Origin of the sequence: Paenibacillus sp. Dod16, from assembly GCF_049893405.1 — a bacterium.
Lineage (GTDB): Bacteria > Bacillota > Bacilli > Paenibacillales > Paenibacillaceae > Paenibacillus_AQ.
In genome coordinates this window covers 25083-42361 of the sequence record NZ_JBNDYG010000060.1, presented here as the reverse complement: position 1 = coordinate 42361, position 17279 = coordinate 25083, and the positions used below count along the sequence as shown (strand labels likewise).

Sequence of the window (17279 nt, the reverse complement as noted above, 5' to 3'; positions counted from 1 at the left end):
CGAAGCTGTTCCATAAGTTCATCCGTGGTAATCCTTTCTTTTTTTAGGTTATCCTCCATGATCTTGCCGTCCTTAATGAGCACTGTTGCTTTGCCGTCGAATAGGTCTCTTGCCGTTTTGCTTTTCAGCTGTAAAAATTCAATCCCTAAAGAAACAACGGTCCAAACAGTCATCGAAACCAAGCCCAGATACCAATTGGACTCCAGATCCAACGAAACGTAAGCTGCAAGGCTGCCGATCGTGATTCCGGTGATATACTCAAACAATGAAAGCTGTGATACCTGTCGTTTACCCAATATCTTCGTTAGGACAAAAAGAACCCCCATAGACAATAACGTTCGCAAAGCGATTTCTACCCAATCCGGCATAATATCACCATTCCTTTCCAATCACATTAATCGACAAAAGTTAATATGTCCCTATTCCATTATTTTCATGCATTTCCATTTGAAAATTTTTCTAACGTATGCTTTTGTTGCGAGACGGAAATATTAATTTCGGTATTGGGAGAATGTAAGCATCTATTCCTATTACCCCTGAAACATTATCCTATCCTAAGGTAAAGGAGGTGACATTCCGTGACAGTTGCTTCTCAAGTGAAAACGTGCGTAGCATCTTTAAAAAGTGCTCAGGCGAGTCTGGAACAATTTGCTTTGGAAACACAAAATCAAGAAGCAAAATCGCTCTTTACGAATGCGGCCCAACAAACCCAACAAATCGTGCAGGACATGGCTTGTCTGTTTTCATCGGTGAACAGATTAGAAAAGAGATCAAACCCTACAAGTTGAGTAGGGTTTGATCTCTTTTCGCCACTATTCTTTTGTTTAGACAGCTAACCTTCTAGTCCCTGGGCAGCCGTTGAACCGCTAAAAAAACGAGAAGTATCACACCCATATATCCAAACAGCGGATAAAGATAAGTAAGTAAGGAGGTGAAACCGGCTTGACTAATCAAAAAACTAGCAAGTAATATGCCGAGAACTAACCAACTTTTAGGAAGATGATATAGACTTTGGATTTGACGAGAAATTCCGAAGACATTGCCTATCAATGTGGTGAATATTTCTCCATAGATTACGAGCAAAAACAATACATGAAAAAACTGCCCGAAATCTCGAATAATCTCGGCCATCGGAATATCGTATTGAAGAATCTCGGGCATCTTTGAGCTCATTGCAAAATGGCTGACAAGAAGCATAAAACCAAGACCAATGCCTCCCCAAAACCCTCCCCATTTTAATGCGCTTTCGTCATCCACCTCACTCCCTAGAGGAACCATAACGGCTAAAATAAAAGCAAAATTCAATCCTGCATACACAAACGGACTCACGAACCACTTCAAATTGTACAGTTGTTGGTTCTGCCAACCGACTATATCAAAAATATTGTCTATTCTGACAACCTTTACGACAAGGAGAATAGTGAAAAAAAGCATCATGGGAACGACTAACGAGTTTACGAACATAATTCCGCTGATTTCCTTCGTCATCACCAGATAACACAAAATGATGCTGATGATAATACCCAGTTGATAGGGTAGACGGAGTTGTTCTTCGAAAATGGTACCGGTACCTGAAAGCATCACGGCCGTTACCCCAAATAGAATAATAAAAGTCAAGGCATTTGCGACTTTGCCGAAACTCTTGCCAAACAGATAAACATTAAACTCCTGATATGAAAATGCTTTGATATGGTGAGCTAGAATCATCATTTTAGTGCCGATCCATACAAAAAGAAAGGTGCTGCATAAAATGCCTAATACCCCATAGGCTCCGTATACCGTGAAAAACTGCATAATCGACTGTCCTGAGGCAAATCCGGCTCCCACCACGGTTCCCGTATATGTCGCGGCGATTTGTATTATCATATTTGTTTTTTTCTTCATATTTCACCCATGTCCTGGTAGAGAATAGAATCATTAAATTCTATGCTTAAAAAAATTGCTTATTCCAAAAGGAACTCGTTGTCAGCCGTTATGACGAGAAACGATAGTGGTCCGGTAGATCATCAATTAACAAACTTGAGTCTTTAACAATGACATGGTAAATATGCAGCTCATGAATCTGGGCATGATTTTTGGAATCGGTAAACTTATGGTTTTGGCCTTTATTTATCTACCGAGGATGAATCTGTGCAATCAACGCCCCGCTTGGCGATGCTCGAAGCCAGCAGATATAGCCCGACATAGATCGGAAATGAATAGATATTGCTTCCAGTGAATGGAATGATATAAATCAGCCATTTGTGAGATCGGCTCGGCCACAAAAGCGGAAAAACCCCCAAATAGGAGAGCCTTTATCAGCGGGTTCCGGCTTGTACTGGTTTAAGAACATCACTGTGGCGGGAAGAAGTGAAAAATTCCTTGGAAAAATGGCCGACATGAACGGTAGGACTTCCCTGTGATAATGCCAGAGTCCCATGGCAATCCCAAGCTGGTTCGGCCATGATGACACGATAATCATCGTAAACCCGGATAGTAGAAACTGTCCCGTAGCCCTCTTATCCCGAAATCCGATTCAAAATAGCCAGGAGTTCGAATCGATCGAAGAGCTTGCTGAGATGTCTGTCCAACGTCTTGTCGACTTCTTGGTGCAGCACGGCAGGAACCGTTTCGAAAATCCTGAAGCGGTCGCCAAGCCTTGCAGAAAGCCGCTCGCTCTTCGTATCGATTGCCCCAAGCGATGGCGGACTCTTTCAATCTCGCTATGGCTTCGAGTATCCCGTTCCTGCAGGCCAACATAATGAGGACGCATCCTTTTCGATTCCTGTGAATACGGTCATTATATTCAGCAACTTCTGAACAGGCAATCCCGCCAGAAGTTGGACGTTACCTTTCAGCGGAAACACAATACTGTCCACAAAGCAATGGCTAAATGGAAACTCATCCCTCTCCTTGACATTTGTTGGCGTTTTTCAATTATAGCGGTTGATTCTTAATGCAGACAGGTTTTGAACAAAATTGTTTCAGTCCATCCCAGTTGCCCCAGATGCAATTTTTGCATCGATTCGGTTGTCTTGGGGCAGAGGTAGTCCGGTTTTCAACGCTTGTACTGGATGTTGGTGACATGCAGGTATCCACCTTTCCAAATTTATGCAAACAGCATTTAAGTTGTCCAGAAACGAATTATCCTATTCCGCCAAGCAGCAATCCGCATCGTGAAAGTTCCACTTTGATCCAATCTACTCCAGCCCCCGCATACAAATATCAAAGACCGGATCTGTCCATATTGGACAACAGCCGGGCTTTGGTCCTATTTCGCAGGATAAGTTGTCTTCGAAAATTATACTTTGAATTTTCCAACTAACGCGCGAAGCGAGCAAAGCAATCACTTTCTCTCCGGCGACTTGAATTTCAGTTTTTCCTGCTAGTCCGGGTTATCGGCGACAAGTCCGAACAGAGCGTCATAGTACGTCTGCCAGTTTTAATTCCCGTTATTATAAGGATCCAAATATTGCGCTTCTCCGATTATCACAAAACCACGCTGGCCCGTTTCCATATCGACAAGATCTTATTCGATGGATTGAGCCAGGCTGTGTACTTCCATATCATGATTCGTAATAAACTCGGTTTCCTTCTGGAATGCAGCCATCTGCATCCGGTTTGCCCAGAAAGCGAGGGACAAAAATCCGAAAGGCGCTGAAATCGAATACAAACTGACCGGACGCACAGGGGGGGACATCACGGTTTCCTCCCGGTTACGCGCATCCGTTGCAACGTCTTCAAATAAGCTGGCCTTGTACGCATTTTGGATAGCGGCAAACGAAGCACTGTATCTTTCCAGTCGCTAGCAAAAAACGGGCTAAGTGGTTGCAAGTACGGCTGCCCGAGCGAAGTCAGTCCATGCAGGTGGATGCAGAACCAGATCAAACCAAGACCGATACCCCACATGCCAAGCCATGCCGCCAGAATCAACAGTGAAAATTGAAGAAGCTTGCTCGCATTTGTCATTAAATAATTGGGAACGAGAAAGGAGGCATGGCGGAAATGGCGATTACAATCACCATCACGTTGCTTGCGATTCCCGCCTCCACGGCTGCTTGACCGATGACAATACCGCCTACGATGCCGAGTGTTTGGCTGGATTTGGTGGGCATGCGCAAACTGGCTTCCTTTAATATTTCCAGAGTCAGCAGCATGAGCAGCGCCTCCCAGAACGGTGGATATGGAATTTCACTCCGTGATTACATCAGAAGAAATAGCATCTCCAAAGGAACCACCTGATAATGATGAACCGTCACCGCTACGTAAGCCGGGGTCAAAAACAAAGCAATTACAAACGCGACAAAACGAAGTCCCCGCAGGAAGGTGCTTACCAACCAGCGATGTACATAGTCTTCTGGGGATTGAAACAAATTAAGCTCAAGCTTTTGTCCAACTGCTCGGTTAGGCTGTCTTTAGGGCCGTACACAATCGATTCCTGCTCGGAAGAATCGATGGCGCGGCCCAACTGATTCTGCTTTTTGATTGCACAAACGTTCCCGATTTCATCAAAAACAAGGATTCCTCCTTGCAAGATGAGCTCTTCGGTTTGCTGCAGCGTCGTTACGTCCACCCGATCTTCGGAAATCACCTTTTGTCCTGCTTGTTCGTCCGGGGCGTGCAAAAGGGGAAGCACGATGTCGCTTTCGACCTGATTTTGATCCACAAAGGAACGGATGTAGAACAGCTTGACTTTCCGCCCTCCCGCATCCAACTCATGCACTTGTGCATCGTGAATATCGTGAAACAATTGCTGCACGTGCTGCGGAGACAAGTTACCTGCAGGAGGTTGGGTATCGGCTTCTTTTGGCGTATCGCTTTTGTCTTGCTTTTTAAACCAACCGATCCAACGCATCGTCTCCCTGCCTTTCGCGTTCAGTCCATGTATTATTTTTCCCGATATAACAAAAAACATGCTTCGCAGTTCCGGGTTGTTGGCAGTCTTGAGATTATGAGTCGGTTCGTGAAAAAACCACCGATTTTACTACCGGTGGCTTGAATCGTGAACATTTTGCGAACACTGCTTCTCCCAGTTGTTGCAGAAGTCCTCATACACTTTCTCAACCTTGCTGTCGGATATCATGTGCCTGGCTAAAAAGTCGTACCAGAACTGATCGAAAGACAAGGGCATCCGGGTTCCATATTGGGAACGAAGGGTTACATAACGGTCCCAGATTTTGATTCGGAATGCTGCCAATTCATCACATCGCTCCACGTCGGTTCGCCTTTAAGCGGCGCTGGTGTCGCTGGATATTTCTGACGTTTTCGCTCTTTCTTCGGCCAGCTTTTGAAATTGTTTCGCTCTTTCCAGATGGAAAGCACGCAATTGGTCGTGATATTGAGCCATTTTCATGTGCCAGTCGTGCATTTGCCTGACATAAGCGGCGTGGTCATGCGTAAACATGGGCATTGCCTGTTTAGTAAACTGCATTCGAAACCATTCCTCCTTGGGTAGGTGAAGTTTGAACTTACAGCAACAGTCTATAGCAGACGTGTAGAAGCGACAACGGCATCCGCCCGGTTTCCAGTAATTTTTATCGGGTTGTTTGTCTAGACGCGGATGGAAACACAACCTCCCGTTCTTCAGCATAGGCTAAAAGGAAACCGAGATCGAGGAGGAGATTTCAACGTGTATGCTTATCCAAATGGAATGTACAGGGAAACGGCAAATTCCACATTATCTACAGTAACTTTGGTTGACCCGTATTTTTATCACACCTTGCGCTCGCTTCAAGGAAAGCCGGTGGTTATTGAAACGTTTCGAGGTCCTGTTCGGGGTACGATAACCGACGTGAGACCGGATCATGTTGGGCTGCAAACAGACAGTGCTTCTTTCTTCTTACGTACGCAGCAAATGATCTGGGTTATGCCTTCTTAGCGCTCCGGCGCGGCATGAGACAAACGTCCCCTGTCATAAAGATAATAAGAACCATCAATTTGGTAAGGGGATGATGTCCGCCATGTTCAAGCGCATCAATTTATTGCCCATTGCATTGCCTGTTCCCAAACATCCGGACGCCAACGCCGCGGCGGCCGTACAGGAACTATTAGGCGGCCGTTTCGGGGAGATGTCTACGTTGAATAATTATTTGGTTCAATCTTCGAATTTTCGTAGCAAGAGAAAGTTGAAGCCCTTCTATGAACTTGTGGCTAGCATTACAGCGGAGGAAGTCGGCCATGTGGAGTTGGTGATGAATTCCATCAATTTATGTTTGTCTGGTTCCACGTTCCCCGCAGATCCGGATGCGGCGCCTCTGCGCAACGGGGTTGACAAACGCAATACCTACCATTTTATTGCATCAGCTCAAACCTCGTTGCCCGGCGATTCGATGGGCAAAGCATGGAACGGTGATTATGTCTTTAACAGCGGCAATCTGGTACTTGATCTGCTGCATAACTTTTTTCTCGAATGCGGCGCCCGCACCCATAAGATGCGCGTGTACGAGATGACAGATCATCCTGTCGCCCGCGAAATGACGGGTTACTTGCTGGTCCGCGGGGGAGTTCATGTGCTTGCTTACGCGAAGGCGCTCGAAATCATGACCGGAGTCGACTTAAAAAAAATGCTCCCTATTCCCAATCTTGAGAATCGGGCATTTGATGCGACCCGCAAATACGAAGAACAGGGAATTCATCGAAAGTTATATACGTTTAGCGATTCAGACTATGAAGATATCGCTCAAATCTGGAAAGGATCCCACCCTTCCGACGGAGAGCGATTGGAAGTCGTCAGAGGAGTTCCCCAAGGAGGGGAAGTGCCCGATCTTGAAGAAGTGCCGGAAGAATTTGCCCCTGGCATCTCGAATGAGGATTTTATGCAGATTGCCCAACGGCTGCAAAAGCTCGCCGGATTGTAAGGTGTTGCGTTCCTATACGGGTAAGGGTTGCTGCTTATATGGCATGTATACGAAACCTTTATTTATGTTTATTTCTATTAGCCGTGCGCGACTCCCAGCGTGCGGCTCGTCACATGGTGGCGGTCAAGCACAAGCCTTTATTTGAATGGTTTCAATTGCCTATCCCTTAGTTCTTGAATTTTATTTTCTAAATATTCGATGCGAGATTTTAGTTGTGCTTTCTCTATGACATGTTTTCTGCATATTTCCAGAAGTTTCTCGTTCTTTTCCTTCTCATTCTGAAGCGCCTGCTTAACTTTTTCATACCGATTCTCAAGCAATCTTTTGCCGCTTGGTCTGGTTGACGTTTCGATTGCAGTAGCTGCAATTTCTTCTGCCCCTTTTTCAATTTCCATCTGCAGCAAAATGGCTTGATCACAGCGTTCCTTAAGATCAGGACGATTATAGATCGTCTTTCGCTCAATGCCAGCTTTTTTAGCAATCGCTGATATGGACAGTTTTTTCTTTCCTTTTCGGAGGTTTGTTATTGCTTGTTCGATACGCTCCAGTGTAACGAGTTTATTTTCTTTAGAAGGGTCACTCATGCCATTCCCTCCCATTCGCTTGGTGTGATATTGTAATCTGAATGATTATCAATTCCGGAATAATTCACCTGGGTTTCCAACTCATCAATAATTCCTACGAGGTATTTTTCAATTGTCTTTAACTTGTTCTCATAAGGACCTCCAGCAGGTGCAGATGCCAATTCGCTACGAATTTTTTTCAACCGGCCTTTATGAACTTCAAGAAAGTCCGGAGTAGTCAAAAAATTGCGGCATCCTAAACATACCCCGTCGCCTTCACAAGGTTCATTTCGCATTGGATGGTGAAGACAAAGTCCATGTGACAAAATTTGAATCTTATGCGCTTTACGCAATTTATCAACTTGTTCGATGGTCTTTCCTTTGAATGGGTTAATTACTTTAAGTTTTTCTTTTATTTGAAGAGCCTGCTTACCAACAAGAACTGCGCCTTCATTGAATACTTTCGCGAACTTGTTCCTTACATCCTCTTGAAGCAGGTGTGTATAGTGCTGTGTACCTCTAATGGACTTGTGATTTAACAATTCCCGTATGGTTTCCAGAGAGGCCCCGCCTTTTAAAGCATACGTAGCGCAAGCGTGGCGGAATGTATGAGATGAAAAATCAGCAATATCTCCATTTTTATATCGGAGATTGTGTTTTTGAAGCCAGGGTCTTAGAAAATTCTTTGACCAATTTGCATGGGAAACTATACCCACGGGATATCCTTTGACATTACGTATTCGATTAAGAAATAAATACGGTAAGCCCGATTCTTTTCTTAACGGATCCGTGTATTTTTCAACTTTCGTAATGGCTTGTACGACAAGGGCATTCGCTGGTTTATACACCCTCGTAGGTTCGGCTTGCAGTTTACCGGTGTTGTATACTAATTTAGTTTCTCCGCCAATTGGCTCAATGGAGGCATTATACATCGTAATGATTTCGCTAATGCGAAGTCCAAGCTGCAATCCAACTACTACGCTAGCTGCAACAAGTATATTTTCGTCCATATCTAAATCACTTACTGCTTTACGCAATATCTGATCGATCAACTGTTCGTCCGAAATTTTATCAATGTTTACTTGCTCTGCTTGCTTGGCATCCTTCTTTAACGCTTTGTTATTAATAATGAGCTCATTGTACATACCCTGAACAAATCGAACATCTTTTGGAACATCCCAGCCTTTAATATTTCCCTTTAATAAGATTTCTTTTAACGCCAATGCACTTTTCTTGATTGAAACAGAACTTATTAACTGACCGCTTGTCTCGCTTTTCGCTTCAGGCAAATACGTAAAATACATCTCCAATAAAATCTGATCAATTTCTGAAAACGACTCCACTTCCGGCGCATATTCTTTTATAAATTTAGAAAATCGAACAACACCGTCTAAATTTCGTTTGGCAGTTGAAAACTTGCCCGTGGTTAACTCATGATGCATAAACCATTTTATTACTTCTAGCATTTTGGGCTTATCAACAACAAATTCAAAATCAATCATAAGCCTCTTGCCAGACAAATGCTCTACATTAATAAATCCGTTAAAATCCCATACATTGTCTGAGAATTTACTATTACCGCAACGGAAATCTGATTGGGTTATTAGGGGGTTGTAATCAAACAATTGAAGCTTTATACTTTCAACCACTCTGCATCGCCTCCAAACGCCCTATAATCGTTTCTAAGGCGTATTCAACAGTCTCAAGATGATGTGTCGTCCCGATATACTCCTGAGCCATATATGCCTCTCTGTTGGCTCTGAGACGATCCAAATGGTCTTTATGAATTGGTAAGTGTTCGGGAGTCGTGATAAACTTAGGACAGATCACGCACATATTAAATTTAGAGCATATCTTGCCCTCATTATTTATCGGCTTCTGACAAGCCCCATCAGGCAATGAAGCAGACAATAGCGTTTCCGTGTCGAGATTCTTTCCTTGACCAAGTTCCTTCTCATTGATTTCCTTGACTATCATGCCAATAAATCCAAGCTTTTTATATTCGCTTTCAACTTTTGGATTTTGGACTTTTGCATATAAGCTTGTGGAGTGCAATGATTCGTGACCTAGATATTCTTGAATTTCAAACATGCTCATGCCCTTATTTAGCATGTCCGTTCCAAGCGTATGCCTAAATGCGTGAAAGGTTAATGGGTATAATTCGCCATTGTTATCTCTGATATCATACTTTTTGACAAACCGATAAAGTTTATCTCGAAATATTTTTTGGAGCAGTCTGGCGTACCGTATATTCCGTTTTTGCCAGTAAAGACAAATGTAGTTTGTTGCAAGTTCTTTCCTGGCCACTTCTGAGTATTGTTCAAGTAGTTGAACTGCCCGTTTGACTCGATTTGATACGGGGATATATCTGTCAGCCTTATTTTTCGGAGAGAAAACATACAATACGGGTTTTCCTGTAAAATCTTCAGTTATACAACCCTCGGTTAGGTCCAAAACCTCTGAAAGCCTTATTCCCGAATCGATGCCGATCTCCACAATAGACTTCAAGAGGATGTTATTCTCCTTTTTTAAAGCTATTTCAATCTGTTCCATTACATTATCGGGTATATACCTTGTCCTTAAAACATCATCTTGCTTCAGTGCTTGGTACTCATCTCCATCAAAAACCTGTCCCTCCGGAAAACCATCATACTCAAAAAACTGCCCATGTTCTACTACCCATTTTAGTGCAGACATAGCAACCGATCTTGTAGAGTTTGCTAAATGAATCTGTTGTAAATAATAAATATACATTTGAGTAATTTGGTGCGATAAATCGGCATAATCCATAATTTTCAAGTTGTATTCTTTCAGGAATTCAAAGAACCGTTTCAATGAATAATTATATCGATACAGTGTTTCGACGCTCGGCTTCCCTAGACTCATGCATTCAATTGTTATTTGCTTATGTATTTTCTTGAACCATTTATTTGGCAAATATGAAAATTCAAAAGATAATTTATCACCATAACTCGATTGATACGGAACCTCCCATCTATCAGTTTTTGTATCAACTGTTGAAATATACGCTCTACTCAATTCAACTCCGCGCTCCTTCTCTGACGCATGAAGCTTTCATATGCCGTTGTTTTCGCTTCAAGCGACAAATGTTGATACTTACTCGTAGACTTAACATCATTATGACCTAACCTATCTTGGACATAACGCATATCAAATCCCGATTCGGTGAGTTCGGTTCCATGGGTGTGCCTAAGCATGTGAGGAGTGCATTTAATACCCACTTGTTCAGATAGCTTATTGAAGAGCTTTGTTATCGTATCGCGGATCATATATTGGCCAGGGCTGGTTTCATGATTCACAAATATCGTAAGATGTTTTCCATCATCAGGGCGATGATACAAGATATAATCCTCTATGGCAAAGACAATATCTCTGCTGACGGGTATTTCCCTTTCTAGTGATTTGATGTTGTGGTCTTTATGGTATAGTGGATCATGCTCTTTTACCTTTATAACCCCAACTTTTGTTTGAATCTCATAATCACCTATACGAAGACCTAATGCCTCACTAATCCGGCAACCCGTTTCATAAAGAAATCTGAACAATAACTGATTTCGGGCATTTAAGCTCTCATCTGACTGTAACATCTCAAGTCCTTGATAGAGCTTTTCAACCTGTTCCCGAGTCAAACGCTTACCCTTAACTGATTTTTTCTCTTTAACTCGGAAGAAATTAAAACCCATATCTTTACGACTAACTTTCTGAACTAGGAAATGTCTGTTTTTTGAATCATCTTTATAAGTTAATGGGTTCTCCGTCACAAAGCCCCCAATCACTTCATAAAATCGATAAAATGAGGCTATTGTTGCCATATACTTATTCTTTGTCTTTGCAGATTTCTCTTTGTCCGTCTTTCCGACTTTCGTTTTCAAATACTCAAGCCAAGAAAACATATCCGCTTTCCTAACCTCGTAAAATTTAAGCCCCACTTCGTTTAACCAAGTGAAATATTCCTTTAAGTCTCTACTATAACCTTCGATTGTGTTCTCAGAGTGCCCCTTCTCTTCTAAATAGTGAAGAAACAATGTTATTTCCTCGACAATGTTGTAGTCCTCATCCACAACTACTACATTTCGTTTTCCGGCCTCATTGAGAGTTTTTTCAATTTTCAGATTACCCATATTCATCACCACCAAGATCAATACTATATGATGTTCAGCCAATGTTTTCCCACTTTAACCGAACTTGAGTGTATATATCATCCATCATCTATTATTATGGAGCTAATTGTCAATTATCATAGTTGAGTTCCGGACTAAACTCAAGAAACAAAAGGAACGATTCGCATATGCAATGCTCTTCCGCCGCGGGTACAATGAACTCTTTTGTGCTGCCATAGAAAAAGGTGTGTTGCCATAAGGCCAACACACCTTTTTCCTAGATATTATCCGTTGTGTACGGAAGCAACGCTACCGCCCTAGCACGTTTAATTGCAACTGTTAAAGCACGTTGATATTTTGCGCTTGTTCCAGTCACACGGCGAGGAAGAATCTTCCCCCGTTCACTAATGAACTTTTTAAGAACTTCCGTATTTTTGTAATCAATATGAGTAATTTTATTGACTGTAAAGTAGCAAACTTTTCTACGTTTACCTTTGCCACCTCTACGTGGAGCAAACTTTCTTTCGCCACGTTCTTCGTCATTTCTTTGTGCAAATGCCATTGTTATACTCTCGTTCCTTTCATTATGCATATTGGTCAAACGTAATAAGCTTTCTCTGGCTATCCCCTAGTTCAAAGTTGGGTGTGGATAAGTCTTACGACTTACCCACACCCAACTTCTCACTACGGGGCTGCACCCACATCTTGAAATAAGGATGGTCATCATCACTAGACTACATTGACTGTCATAACGTATTACACACTTTACTCAACATCATGCGATCTTAATAAACCGTGGATGCTGGTCGTAAATGAAGATTACCATTACACAGTTAAAATGCTTTAAAACCCCTTGTTTTACTGAGGTCTTAAAGCATTTTCTTGCTCTCAGATGTTACGCTCTCTAAAAAGGCAAATCATCATCCGAAATATCAATTGGTTTTCCTTCGTCGGAAAAAGGATCCTGATTGTTGTTTCGCGAGTAGTTATTGTTCCCGCGGTTTCCGCCACTGCTATTGCTGTTGCTTCCTCCGCTAAACGATGATTCCTCACGATTTCCTCCGCCACCGCTTGTTTCACGGTTTGACTCCAAGAAGCGAACATTATCGGCAATGACTTCGGTGACGTATACACGCTTACCTTCGTTATTCTCGTAATTCCGCACTTGAATGCGCCCTTCTACAGCCGTCAGACGGCCTTTACGCAGATAGTTTGCACAAGTCTCCGCAAGCTGTCTCCAGGTCACGACCGGAATGAAATCCGCTTCGCGCTCCCCGCCTTGTCCGGTAAACGGACGATCGACAGCAAGTGTAAATTGCGTTACAGCAACACCTGAAGGAGTATATCGCAGCTCGGGATCCTTAGTCAGTCGGCCAATCAAAATGACACGGTTCAACAATCCAATCCCCTCCTTAGAACGAAATCAATTACAAAGTTTATTTACGTATTAAGCAACGTCGTTCGTGATGAGATAACGAATAACTTCGTCAGAAATCTTCATGAGACGCTCAAGCTCAGCTACAACTTCAGGTGTTGCGTTGAAGTTTACCAGAACGTAGACGCCATCACGGAATTTCTTGATCTCATACGCAAGACGGCGTTTACCCATTACGTCATGCTTTGTAATTTCTCCGCCGTTGGAGATGATGCCTTGGAATTTATCGACTGCAGCTTGAACAGCTTCTTGTTCAATGTCAGGACGAATAATGTACATCACTTCATATTTGCGCATATGTTTCACCTCCTTATGGACTTCGGCCCTCAATCTCTGTTGAGAGCAAGGAGCGAGTCTAACTCGCACCATAATACTATATCAGAACGGGTGATCGGATGCAAGTTTCTTTTCGGTGCTGAATCTGTGCCCTTCCCTTTATTCCCGCGCCTTTCTCACTTTCCCTGCAATGATTTAGGGTCCAATGGCGCATGATAATACATGCAGTCCATCCATCATAATGAGGAGGAATTCCACAATGGGAGAACAGTCCGAATTTCGTGCGGGTGATAAAGCTCCAAACAACGGTATTTATATGGAAGTGGGTGTCAGAGACCACATCATGGGGATCGAAAACCCTCGTCAAATTAAAATGAGCAAAGGCGATACCTTTCCCGAAACCCAAAATGATGATCGTGTATGGTTAAACAAGCGCCGAGTGCAGCCTAAGTAATCAAATCGCCTGAATGGATCAACAGCCTAGAAGAGCTTTGCACATGTGCCTACAGCATCTTGTGTACAGGGAGATGTCAGAACATTGCTTGAAAACTGTCAGCTAATCCATGAAAACTAAACATTTAATGTTGGGATTTTCATCCAGTGAAATTCGCATGTATACAAACCGACCTTTATGCGCACATTATAATCAGGCGGTGCATGAGAGAGGTGTGGTTCCGTTGAACGTTGCAGCAGAACGACGCATGAGGTTTCTGATCGTCACACGGATTGCAAGCTGAGGAAATGAGCCGAATGCTTGACCGCTTGGACAAGTGAAGCTATTGACAAGGTTCGCAGAAGTGCTGATAAAATGATTCCAATTCACAAGCACCGCCTACCCAGAAAGAAGGGCCCAATCGGGCCCTTCTTTTTTCGTTCAAAGCTCGGGACCTTTGCTCATGCTTGTAGCAACGAAAAACACCCCCACAGATCGTCTGCATGAGGGTGTTTTATTCAAGGGCGCTTTACAGCTTAACGCCTAACTTATGTATCAAACATCGTTTATATCCATAACAGCGGAACTTTCAACGATTGGTGGCGGAAAGGGTGGGATTCGAACCCACGCACGCCTTGCGACGCCTAGCTGATTTCGAGTCAGCCCCCTTGGGCCTCTTGGGTACCTTTCCACAGCAGAATTGATTATATCATGGAAACGTTATCTGGTCAATAGCTTGTCGATCTCACTGTTCCTTGGATTTCAATGACCGCTTGGAACGCTTAGGAGAGGAGATATTACGGTGTATCTCCCGCCCCTTCCGTCTCCTGAGCCGAACGCAAAACCTTCTTCATATTCTTCTCAAACTTTACACGGGGAATCAACACGCTATGCTGACACTTGGTACATTTGATCCGAATATCCATCCCCATGCGAATAATCTCCATCTCATTATTTCCACAGGGATGAGGCTTCTTCATCTGAACGATATCCCCTAACTGAAATACCTTGCGCTCCATGGCTATCGCTCCCTTTTACTTCTCTATTACTTCTTCTATCTATTATATATCATTGGATAACCGGTTAGATCAAGCCTGAACGCGTTCTTGTCCCATATCCCGTGCTTCAATAGCCTGTTTGATATCCGTAAATATCTGGCGCTCCACATACTCTCTTGCATTGGGATTGCATTCCGCCACTATACGAACAACATATTCAGAAGTATTCAATGACTGGATTCCTAATACATCCGGTGTCCGCTGGACCTCTGGGCGTCGGTCCATGATTCCCGTAAGAGCCGACTGAATTAGCGTAATCGTATCCTTCACCTGCTGGTCGTTCTTTACGGGCAAATCTACAATGGCTAATGAATTGGAAAGGGAGTAATTCGTGACGCTGGTAATCATTCCGTTCGGAATAATATAGGTCTCTCCATTCAATCCTTTAACTCGCGATGTGCGAAGTCCGATCATTTCAACAGTTCCCCGGTACTCACCACTCTTGATTACGTCGCCTACTGCAAACTGATCCTCGAATATAATGAAGAATCCGGTAATAACATCCTTCACTAAACTCTGTGCACCAAAACCTATGGCAAGGCCAAGTACCCCGGCACCGGCTAACAGTGGCCCTAACTCGAAGTTGAACTCTGAGAGAATGATCAAAATCATAACAAAGTTGCACACAACAGAGGTTACATTTTTTAGCAACTCCCCTACCGTGACAAACCGTCTTGAGTTCACTTGAATTCGGCTCTTCTCCTGCCTAAGGATAAACTGATCAATCATCTTATACACAACTCGTATCACGAGACGCGTCAGAATAAAAATGATAATGACCCGAATGCCGGATGACAGGATATTCATCCACATCTCTTCATTCGTTAACCATCTCCATATCTGATCCTTCAAACCCTCAGCCTCCTCAGCCAATGTCTCTAAATTCACATCCCCAGATAAGTAACTAAAGCCCCTCATCCCTGATGTCCTCCCCTTACTCTTCGATGTTGATATACTTCTCGTTGTTATCCAACGCAAAGATACCCCGGATCTCCACATGCTCCTGTCGGATGATCGCTTGAACATCATTTAACGCATCAGGCGGGAATTGAATCGATAATGCACAGCCAGCCGTAATCTCTTTTGGTGTAGGAAAAAGATCAATTTCGATATCCGCGTACTCCAGCAGCATTTCTGCACGCAGCGCCTGCTGGGTGGAATCAAATGCGATCAACATCGCGCCTTCCACTGCCCCGTCCCCCTCCATCATGGCTATCATTTTCTCTAATTTCTTCTCATCATCATTCCCAATGATTAAGAGTTTTATATAAACCTTTTCATAGATCAAGTATATTCATATACCTCATTCTGCCCAGGCACATTCCTTATCCTGAGAACATTCTTCTGTCCGAGTTGAATTTAAATCACATTTTAAGCGAATCCCAAAGTATAAAAACAGTCTTTCATCCATATACTGATACTACCAAATGCAGACGAAAGGAAGATTCTATGAACCGTCTATCTAAAATCACGTCTCGCCCGGAGGCTTCCAGCTTAAAAATACCACACACGGACCCTAATATCCATTCTGCTATTATACATCGCTTGCTCTTCCATCTATCTGACGCCCGTATTCAGCATCGTCCGCTTGTCATTGTCTGCATCGGTACCGACCGTTCTACCGGCGATTGTCTGGGACCCCTTGTCGGCACCTCGCTTGCACGCTACAACAGTCCCCTGTTTCATCTCTATGGCACGCTGGACGAGCCTGTCCACGCCATGAATCTGAAGGATACACTAACGGCGATATATGAAAAATTCGACAACCCTTTTGTGATCGGCATTGATGCGTGTCTGGGGCAATCATCAAGTGTAGGCTCTATTCAGATATCCGATGGCCCTCTAAAGCCCGGAGCTGGCGTACATAAAGAATTACCGCCGGTCGGCGATATCCACGTAACGGGCATCGTCAATGTCGGCGGCTTTATGGAATACTTCGTATTGCAGAACACTCGCTTAAGCTTGGTCATGCGGTTGTCCGATATTATTGCAACCTGCCTATTTGCAGGCATTAAAGAGTGGAACCGTTCGACCCTTCTTGCAGCGCAAGAGTGACGGCCTCTTTTTCTTCCGGAGACAATGGATATTTGGACTGCCCATCCTTCAGTGGTTTAGCGTACACATAGGAGCTCTCCCGGTTATGCAGACCGGTCAGCACAATCCCTTCCTCTTGTTCACTGAGAATAGCCAGGGAGAAGCTCATTTCGTTCCCCCGCTCGCCAAACGCATTGTATCGTACGATACCAACCTTGGACTTCATACCTTTCAAACTGCCGCTGATCGTATCCAGCATTTTTTGATGATGGGCATGGCCCTCTTCAATCTCATCCATTTGGATTTTCAGTTGGACCAACAGCGATTCGATATCTTCTACCCCACTGCCTGCCATCATCGCATCATAACGACGCTTCATTTTACGCAGTTTTGTCCCTTGAACAATTAAAGTTACCCATAAGATCAAGATGATCATGACCATTCCGACGACAAACCAATGAAGCTGCTCCATGATCAATTCATTTAATTCAGACATGCTTTCTTCCTTCCTCTTCTCCATCTT

At 43.5% G+C, this 17279-nt stretch carries 25 protein-coding genes, 1 tRNA gene and 1 pseudogene; 5 read left to right on the top strand and 22 right to left on the bottom strand.

Annotated elements, in window-relative coordinates:
- Positions 1-368 (bottom strand): DUF421 domain-containing protein (locus ACPV3A_RS32480; RefSeq protein WP_426203827.1); only part of this gene is annotated, 368 nt, incomplete at its 3' end.
- A gap of 210 nt (positions 369-578) precedes the next feature.
- Between ACPV3A_RS32480 and ACPV3A_RS32475 the strand changes: the two genes are divergently transcribed.
- A complete protein-coding gene (locus ACPV3A_RS32475) occupies positions 579-788 on the top strand; it encodes a DUF1657 domain-containing protein (RefSeq protein ID WP_426203825.1) in 210 nt (69 codons plus the stop codon).
- A 52-nt stretch (positions 789-840) separates the two neighbouring features.
- Here the strand turns inward: ACPV3A_RS32475 and ACPV3A_RS32470 are convergent, their stop codons facing one another.
- The 9 genes and pseudogenes from ACPV3A_RS32470 to ACPV3A_RS32430 form a co-directional block, all read right to left on the bottom strand.
- Complete coding sequence (locus ACPV3A_RS32470; RefSeq protein ID WP_426203823.1) at positions 841-1884, bottom strand: YkvI family membrane protein; 1044 nt, start codon at positions 1882-1884, stop codon at positions 841-843.
- Between the two features lie 349 nt (positions 1885-2233).
- On the bottom strand, positions 2234-2461 hold the full coding sequence (locus ACPV3A_RS32465; protein ID WP_426203821.1) for a CBO0543 family protein: 228 nt from the start codon (positions 2459-2461) through the stop codon (positions 2234-2236).
- A 54-nt stretch (positions 2462-2515) separates the two neighbouring features.
- The gene (locus ACPV3A_RS32460; protein WP_426203819.1) at positions 2516-2752 is read right to left on the bottom strand and encodes a hypothetical protein; all 237 of its coding nucleotides are present in this window, start codon (positions 2750-2752) and stop codon (positions 2516-2518) included.
- A 669-nt stretch (positions 2753-3421) separates the two neighbouring features.
- A complete protein-coding gene (locus ACPV3A_RS32455) occupies positions 3422-3496 on the bottom strand; it encodes a CHASE3 domain-containing protein (RefSeq protein WP_081494688.1) in 75 nt (24 codons plus the stop codon).
- 12 nt (positions 3497-3508) lie between these two features.
- Positions 3509-3679 (bottom strand): hypothetical protein, encoded by a 171-nt coding sequence (locus ACPV3A_RS32450; protein ID WP_007779739.1) that lies wholly within the window; start codon positions 3677-3679, stop codon positions 3509-3511.
- A pseudogene (locus tag ACPV3A_RS32445) lies at positions 3679-4316 on the bottom strand (spore germination protein). The gene ACPV3A_RS32450 and the pseudogene ACPV3A_RS32445 overlap by 1 nt, the downstream one beginning before the upstream one ends.
- Complete coding sequence (locus tag ACPV3A_RS32440; protein WP_035316911.1) at positions 4310-4834, bottom strand: spore germination protein; 525 nt, start codon at positions 4832-4834, stop codon at positions 4310-4312. The pseudogene ACPV3A_RS32445 and the gene ACPV3A_RS32440 overlap by 7 nt, the downstream one beginning before the upstream one ends.
- A gap of 129 nt (positions 4835-4963) precedes the next feature.
- Positions 4964-5194, bottom strand: coding sequence for a hypothetical protein (locus ACPV3A_RS32435; RefSeq protein WP_128630839.1), 231 nt, complete (start codon positions 5192-5194; stop codon positions 4964-4966).
- A 12-nt stretch (positions 5195-5206) separates the two neighbouring features.
- The gene (locus ACPV3A_RS32430) at positions 5207-5410 is read right to left on the bottom strand and encodes a hypothetical protein (RefSeq protein ID WP_144873228.1); all 204 of its coding nucleotides are present in this window, start codon (positions 5408-5410) and stop codon (positions 5207-5209) included.
- 129 nt (positions 5411-5539) lie between these two features.
- Between ACPV3A_RS32430 and ACPV3A_RS32425 the strand changes: the two genes are divergently transcribed.
- Both ACPV3A_RS32425 and ACPV3A_RS32420 read left to right on the top strand, forming a co-directional pair.
- A complete protein-coding gene (locus ACPV3A_RS32425) occupies positions 5540-5857 on the top strand; it encodes a YuzF family protein (protein ID WP_310670640.1) in 318 nt (105 codons plus the stop codon).
- A gap of 82 nt (positions 5858-5939) precedes the next feature.
- Complete coding sequence (locus ACPV3A_RS32420; protein ID WP_426203815.1) at positions 5940-6836, top strand: manganese catalase family protein; 897 nt, start codon at positions 5940-5942, stop codon at positions 6834-6836.
- A gap of 137 nt (positions 6837-6973) precedes the next feature.
- Here ACPV3A_RS32420 and ACPV3A_RS32415 read toward each other — a convergent pair whose 3' ends face one another.
- The 7 genes from ACPV3A_RS32415 to rpsF all read right to left on the bottom strand — a co-directional run bounded on the left by ACPV3A_RS32415 (position 6974) and on the right by rpsF (position 13252).
- On the bottom strand, positions 6974-7420 hold the full coding sequence (locus tag ACPV3A_RS32415; protein WP_005828377.1) for a DUF6262 family protein: 447 nt from the start codon (positions 7418-7420) through the stop codon (positions 6974-6976).
- Complete coding sequence (locus tag ACPV3A_RS32410) at positions 7417-9048, bottom strand: tyrosine-type recombinase/integrase (protein WP_426203813.1); 1632 nt, start codon at positions 9046-9048, stop codon at positions 7417-7419. Before ACPV3A_RS32410 ends, ACPV3A_RS32415 begins: the two co-directional genes overlap by 4 nt.
- A complete protein-coding gene (locus ACPV3A_RS32405; protein WP_379265171.1) occupies positions 9041-10438 on the bottom strand; it encodes a tyrosine-type recombinase/integrase in 1398 nt (465 codons plus the stop codon). Before ACPV3A_RS32405 ends, ACPV3A_RS32410 begins: the two co-directional genes overlap by 8 nt.
- Positions 10435-11583, bottom strand: a complete 1149-nt coding sequence (locus ACPV3A_RS32400; RefSeq protein WP_237716596.1) for a tyrosine-type recombinase/integrase — start codon at positions 11581-11583, stop codon at positions 10435-10437. The genes ACPV3A_RS32405 and ACPV3A_RS32400 overlap by 4 nt, the downstream gene beginning before the upstream one ends.
- A gap of 214 nt (positions 11584-11797) precedes the next feature.
- Positions 11798-12082 (bottom strand): 30S ribosomal protein S18, encoded by a 285-nt coding sequence (rpsR, locus tag ACPV3A_RS32395; protein WP_023559051.1) that lies wholly within the window; start codon positions 12080-12082, stop codon positions 11798-11800.
- Positions 12083-12424: 342 nt separating this feature from the next.
- Positions 12425-12919 (bottom strand): single-stranded DNA-binding protein, encoded by a 495-nt coding sequence (ssb, locus tag ACPV3A_RS32390; protein WP_071219337.1) that lies wholly within the window; start codon positions 12917-12919, stop codon positions 12425-12427.
- Positions 12920-12967: 48 nt separating this feature from the next.
- Positions 12968-13252 (bottom strand): 30S ribosomal protein S6, encoded by a 285-nt coding sequence (gene rpsF, locus ACPV3A_RS32385; RefSeq protein WP_009591503.1) that lies wholly within the window; start codon positions 13250-13252, stop codon positions 12968-12970.
- Positions 13253-13490: 238 nt separating this feature from the next.
- On the opposite strand from rpsF, the gene ACPV3A_RS32380 reads away from it, so the two are divergent.
- On the top strand, positions 13491-13685 hold the full coding sequence (locus ACPV3A_RS32380) for a YjzC family protein (RefSeq protein ID WP_071219336.1): 195 nt from the start codon (positions 13491-13493) through the stop codon (positions 13683-13685).
- Positions 13686-14264: 579 nt separating this feature from the next.
- Here the strand turns inward: ACPV3A_RS32380 and ACPV3A_RS32375 are convergent.
- The 4 genes from ACPV3A_RS32375 to ACPV3A_RS32360 form a co-directional block, all read right to left on the bottom strand.
- Positions 14265-14355: transfer RNA gene (locus tag ACPV3A_RS32375), tRNA-Ser, on the bottom strand.
- Between the two features lie 106 nt (positions 14356-14461).
- On the bottom strand, positions 14462-14683 hold the full coding sequence (locus ACPV3A_RS32370) for a DUF951 domain-containing protein (protein ID WP_071219319.1): 222 nt from the start codon (positions 14681-14683) through the stop codon (positions 14462-14464).
- A 69-nt stretch (positions 14684-14752) separates the two neighbouring features.
- Positions 14753-15640, bottom strand: a complete 888-nt coding sequence (locus ACPV3A_RS32365; protein ID WP_220687050.1) for a mechanosensitive ion channel family protein — start codon at positions 15638-15640, stop codon at positions 14753-14755.
- A gap of 16 nt (positions 15641-15656) precedes the next feature.
- Positions 15657-15941 carry a DUF3343 domain-containing protein gene (locus ACPV3A_RS32360; protein ID WP_374198223.1) on the bottom strand — a complete coding sequence of 95 codons (285 nt, stop codon included), beginning with the start codon at positions 15939-15941 and terminating at the stop codon, positions 15657-15659.
- Positions 15942-16171: 230 nt separating this feature from the next.
- On the opposite strand from ACPV3A_RS32360, the gene yyaC reads away from it, so the two are divergent.
- A complete protein-coding gene (gene yyaC, locus ACPV3A_RS32355) occupies positions 16172-16777 on the top strand; it encodes a spore protease YyaC (protein WP_194540271.1) in 606 nt (201 codons plus the stop codon).
- Here the strand turns inward: yyaC and ACPV3A_RS32350 are convergent.
- Positions 16734-17252: a DUF4446 family protein gene (locus ACPV3A_RS32350; protein WP_426203807.1), complete on the bottom strand. Its 519-nt coding sequence runs from the start codon at positions 17250-17252 to the stop codon at positions 16734-16736. The two genes, yyaC and ACPV3A_RS32350, sit on opposite strands and share 44 nt — an antisense overlap.
- Positions 17253-17279: the final 27 nt, after the last annotated feature.

Bases quoted from the DNA above. Each gene is read 5' to 3' on its own strand.
- ACPV3A_RS32470 (WP_426203823.1), bottom strand. From the start codon at position 1,884: ATGAAGAAAAAAACAAATATGATAATACAAATCGCCGCGACATATACG.
- ACPV3A_RS32465 (WP_426203821.1), bottom strand. From the start codon at position 2,461: ATGATTATCGTGTCATCATGGCCGAACCAGCTTGGGATTGCCATGGGA.
- ACPV3A_RS32460 (WP_426203819.1), bottom strand. From the start codon at position 2,752: ATGCGTCCTCATTATGTTGGCCTGCAGGAACGGGATACTCGAAGCCAT.
- ACPV3A_RS32450 (WP_007779739.1), bottom strand. From the start codon at position 3,679: ATGTCCCCCCCTGTGCGTCCGGTCAGTTTGTATTCGATTTCAGCGCCT.
- ACPV3A_RS32440 (WP_035316911.1), bottom strand. From the start codon at position 4,834: ATGCGTTGGATCGGTTGGTTTAAAAAGCAAGACAAAAGCGATACGCCA.
- ACPV3A_RS32430 (WP_144873228.1), bottom strand. From the start codon at position 5,410: ATGCAGTTTACTAAACAGGCAATGCCCATGTTTACGCATGACCACGCC.
- ACPV3A_RS32425 (WP_310670640.1), top strand. From the start codon at position 5,540: ATGGAAACACAACCTCCCGTTCTTCAGCATAGGCTAAAAGGAAACCGA.
- ACPV3A_RS32420 (WP_426203815.1), top strand. From the start codon at position 5,940: ATGTTCAAGCGCATCAATTTATTGCCCATTGCATTGCCTGTTCCCAAA.
- ACPV3A_RS32415 (WP_005828377.1), bottom strand. From the start codon at position 7,420: ATGAGTGACCCTTCTAAAGAAAATAAACTCGTTACACTGGAGCGTATC.
- rpsR (WP_023559051.1), bottom strand. From the start codon at position 12,082: ATGGCATTTGCACAAAGAAATGACGAAGAACGTGGCGAAAGAAAGTTT.
- rpsF (WP_009591503.1), bottom strand. From the start codon at position 13,252: ATGCGCAAATATGAAGTGATGTACATTATTCGTCCTGACATTGAACAA.
- ACPV3A_RS32380 (WP_071219336.1), top strand. From the start codon at position 13,491: ATGGGAGAACAGTCCGAATTTCGTGCGGGTGATAAAGCTCCAAACAAC.
- ACPV3A_RS32370 (WP_071219319.1), bottom strand. From the start codon at position 14,683: ATGGAGCGCAAGGTATTTCAGTTAGGGGATATCGTTCAGATGAAGAAG.
- ACPV3A_RS32365 (WP_220687050.1), bottom strand. From the start codon at position 15,640: ATGAGGGGCTTTAGTTACTTATCTGGGGATGTGAATTTAGAGACATTG.
- ACPV3A_RS32360 (WP_374198223.1), bottom strand. From the start codon at position 15,941: ATGATAGCCATGATGGAGGGGGACGGGGCAGTGGAAGGCGCGATGTTG.
- yyaC (WP_194540271.1), top strand. From the start codon at position 16,172: ATGAACCGTCTATCTAAAATCACGTCTCGCCCGGAGGCTTCCAGCTTA.
- ACPV3A_RS32350 (WP_426203807.1), bottom strand. From the start codon at position 17,252: ATGTCTGAATTAAATGAATTGATCATGGAGCAGCTTCATTGGTTTGTC.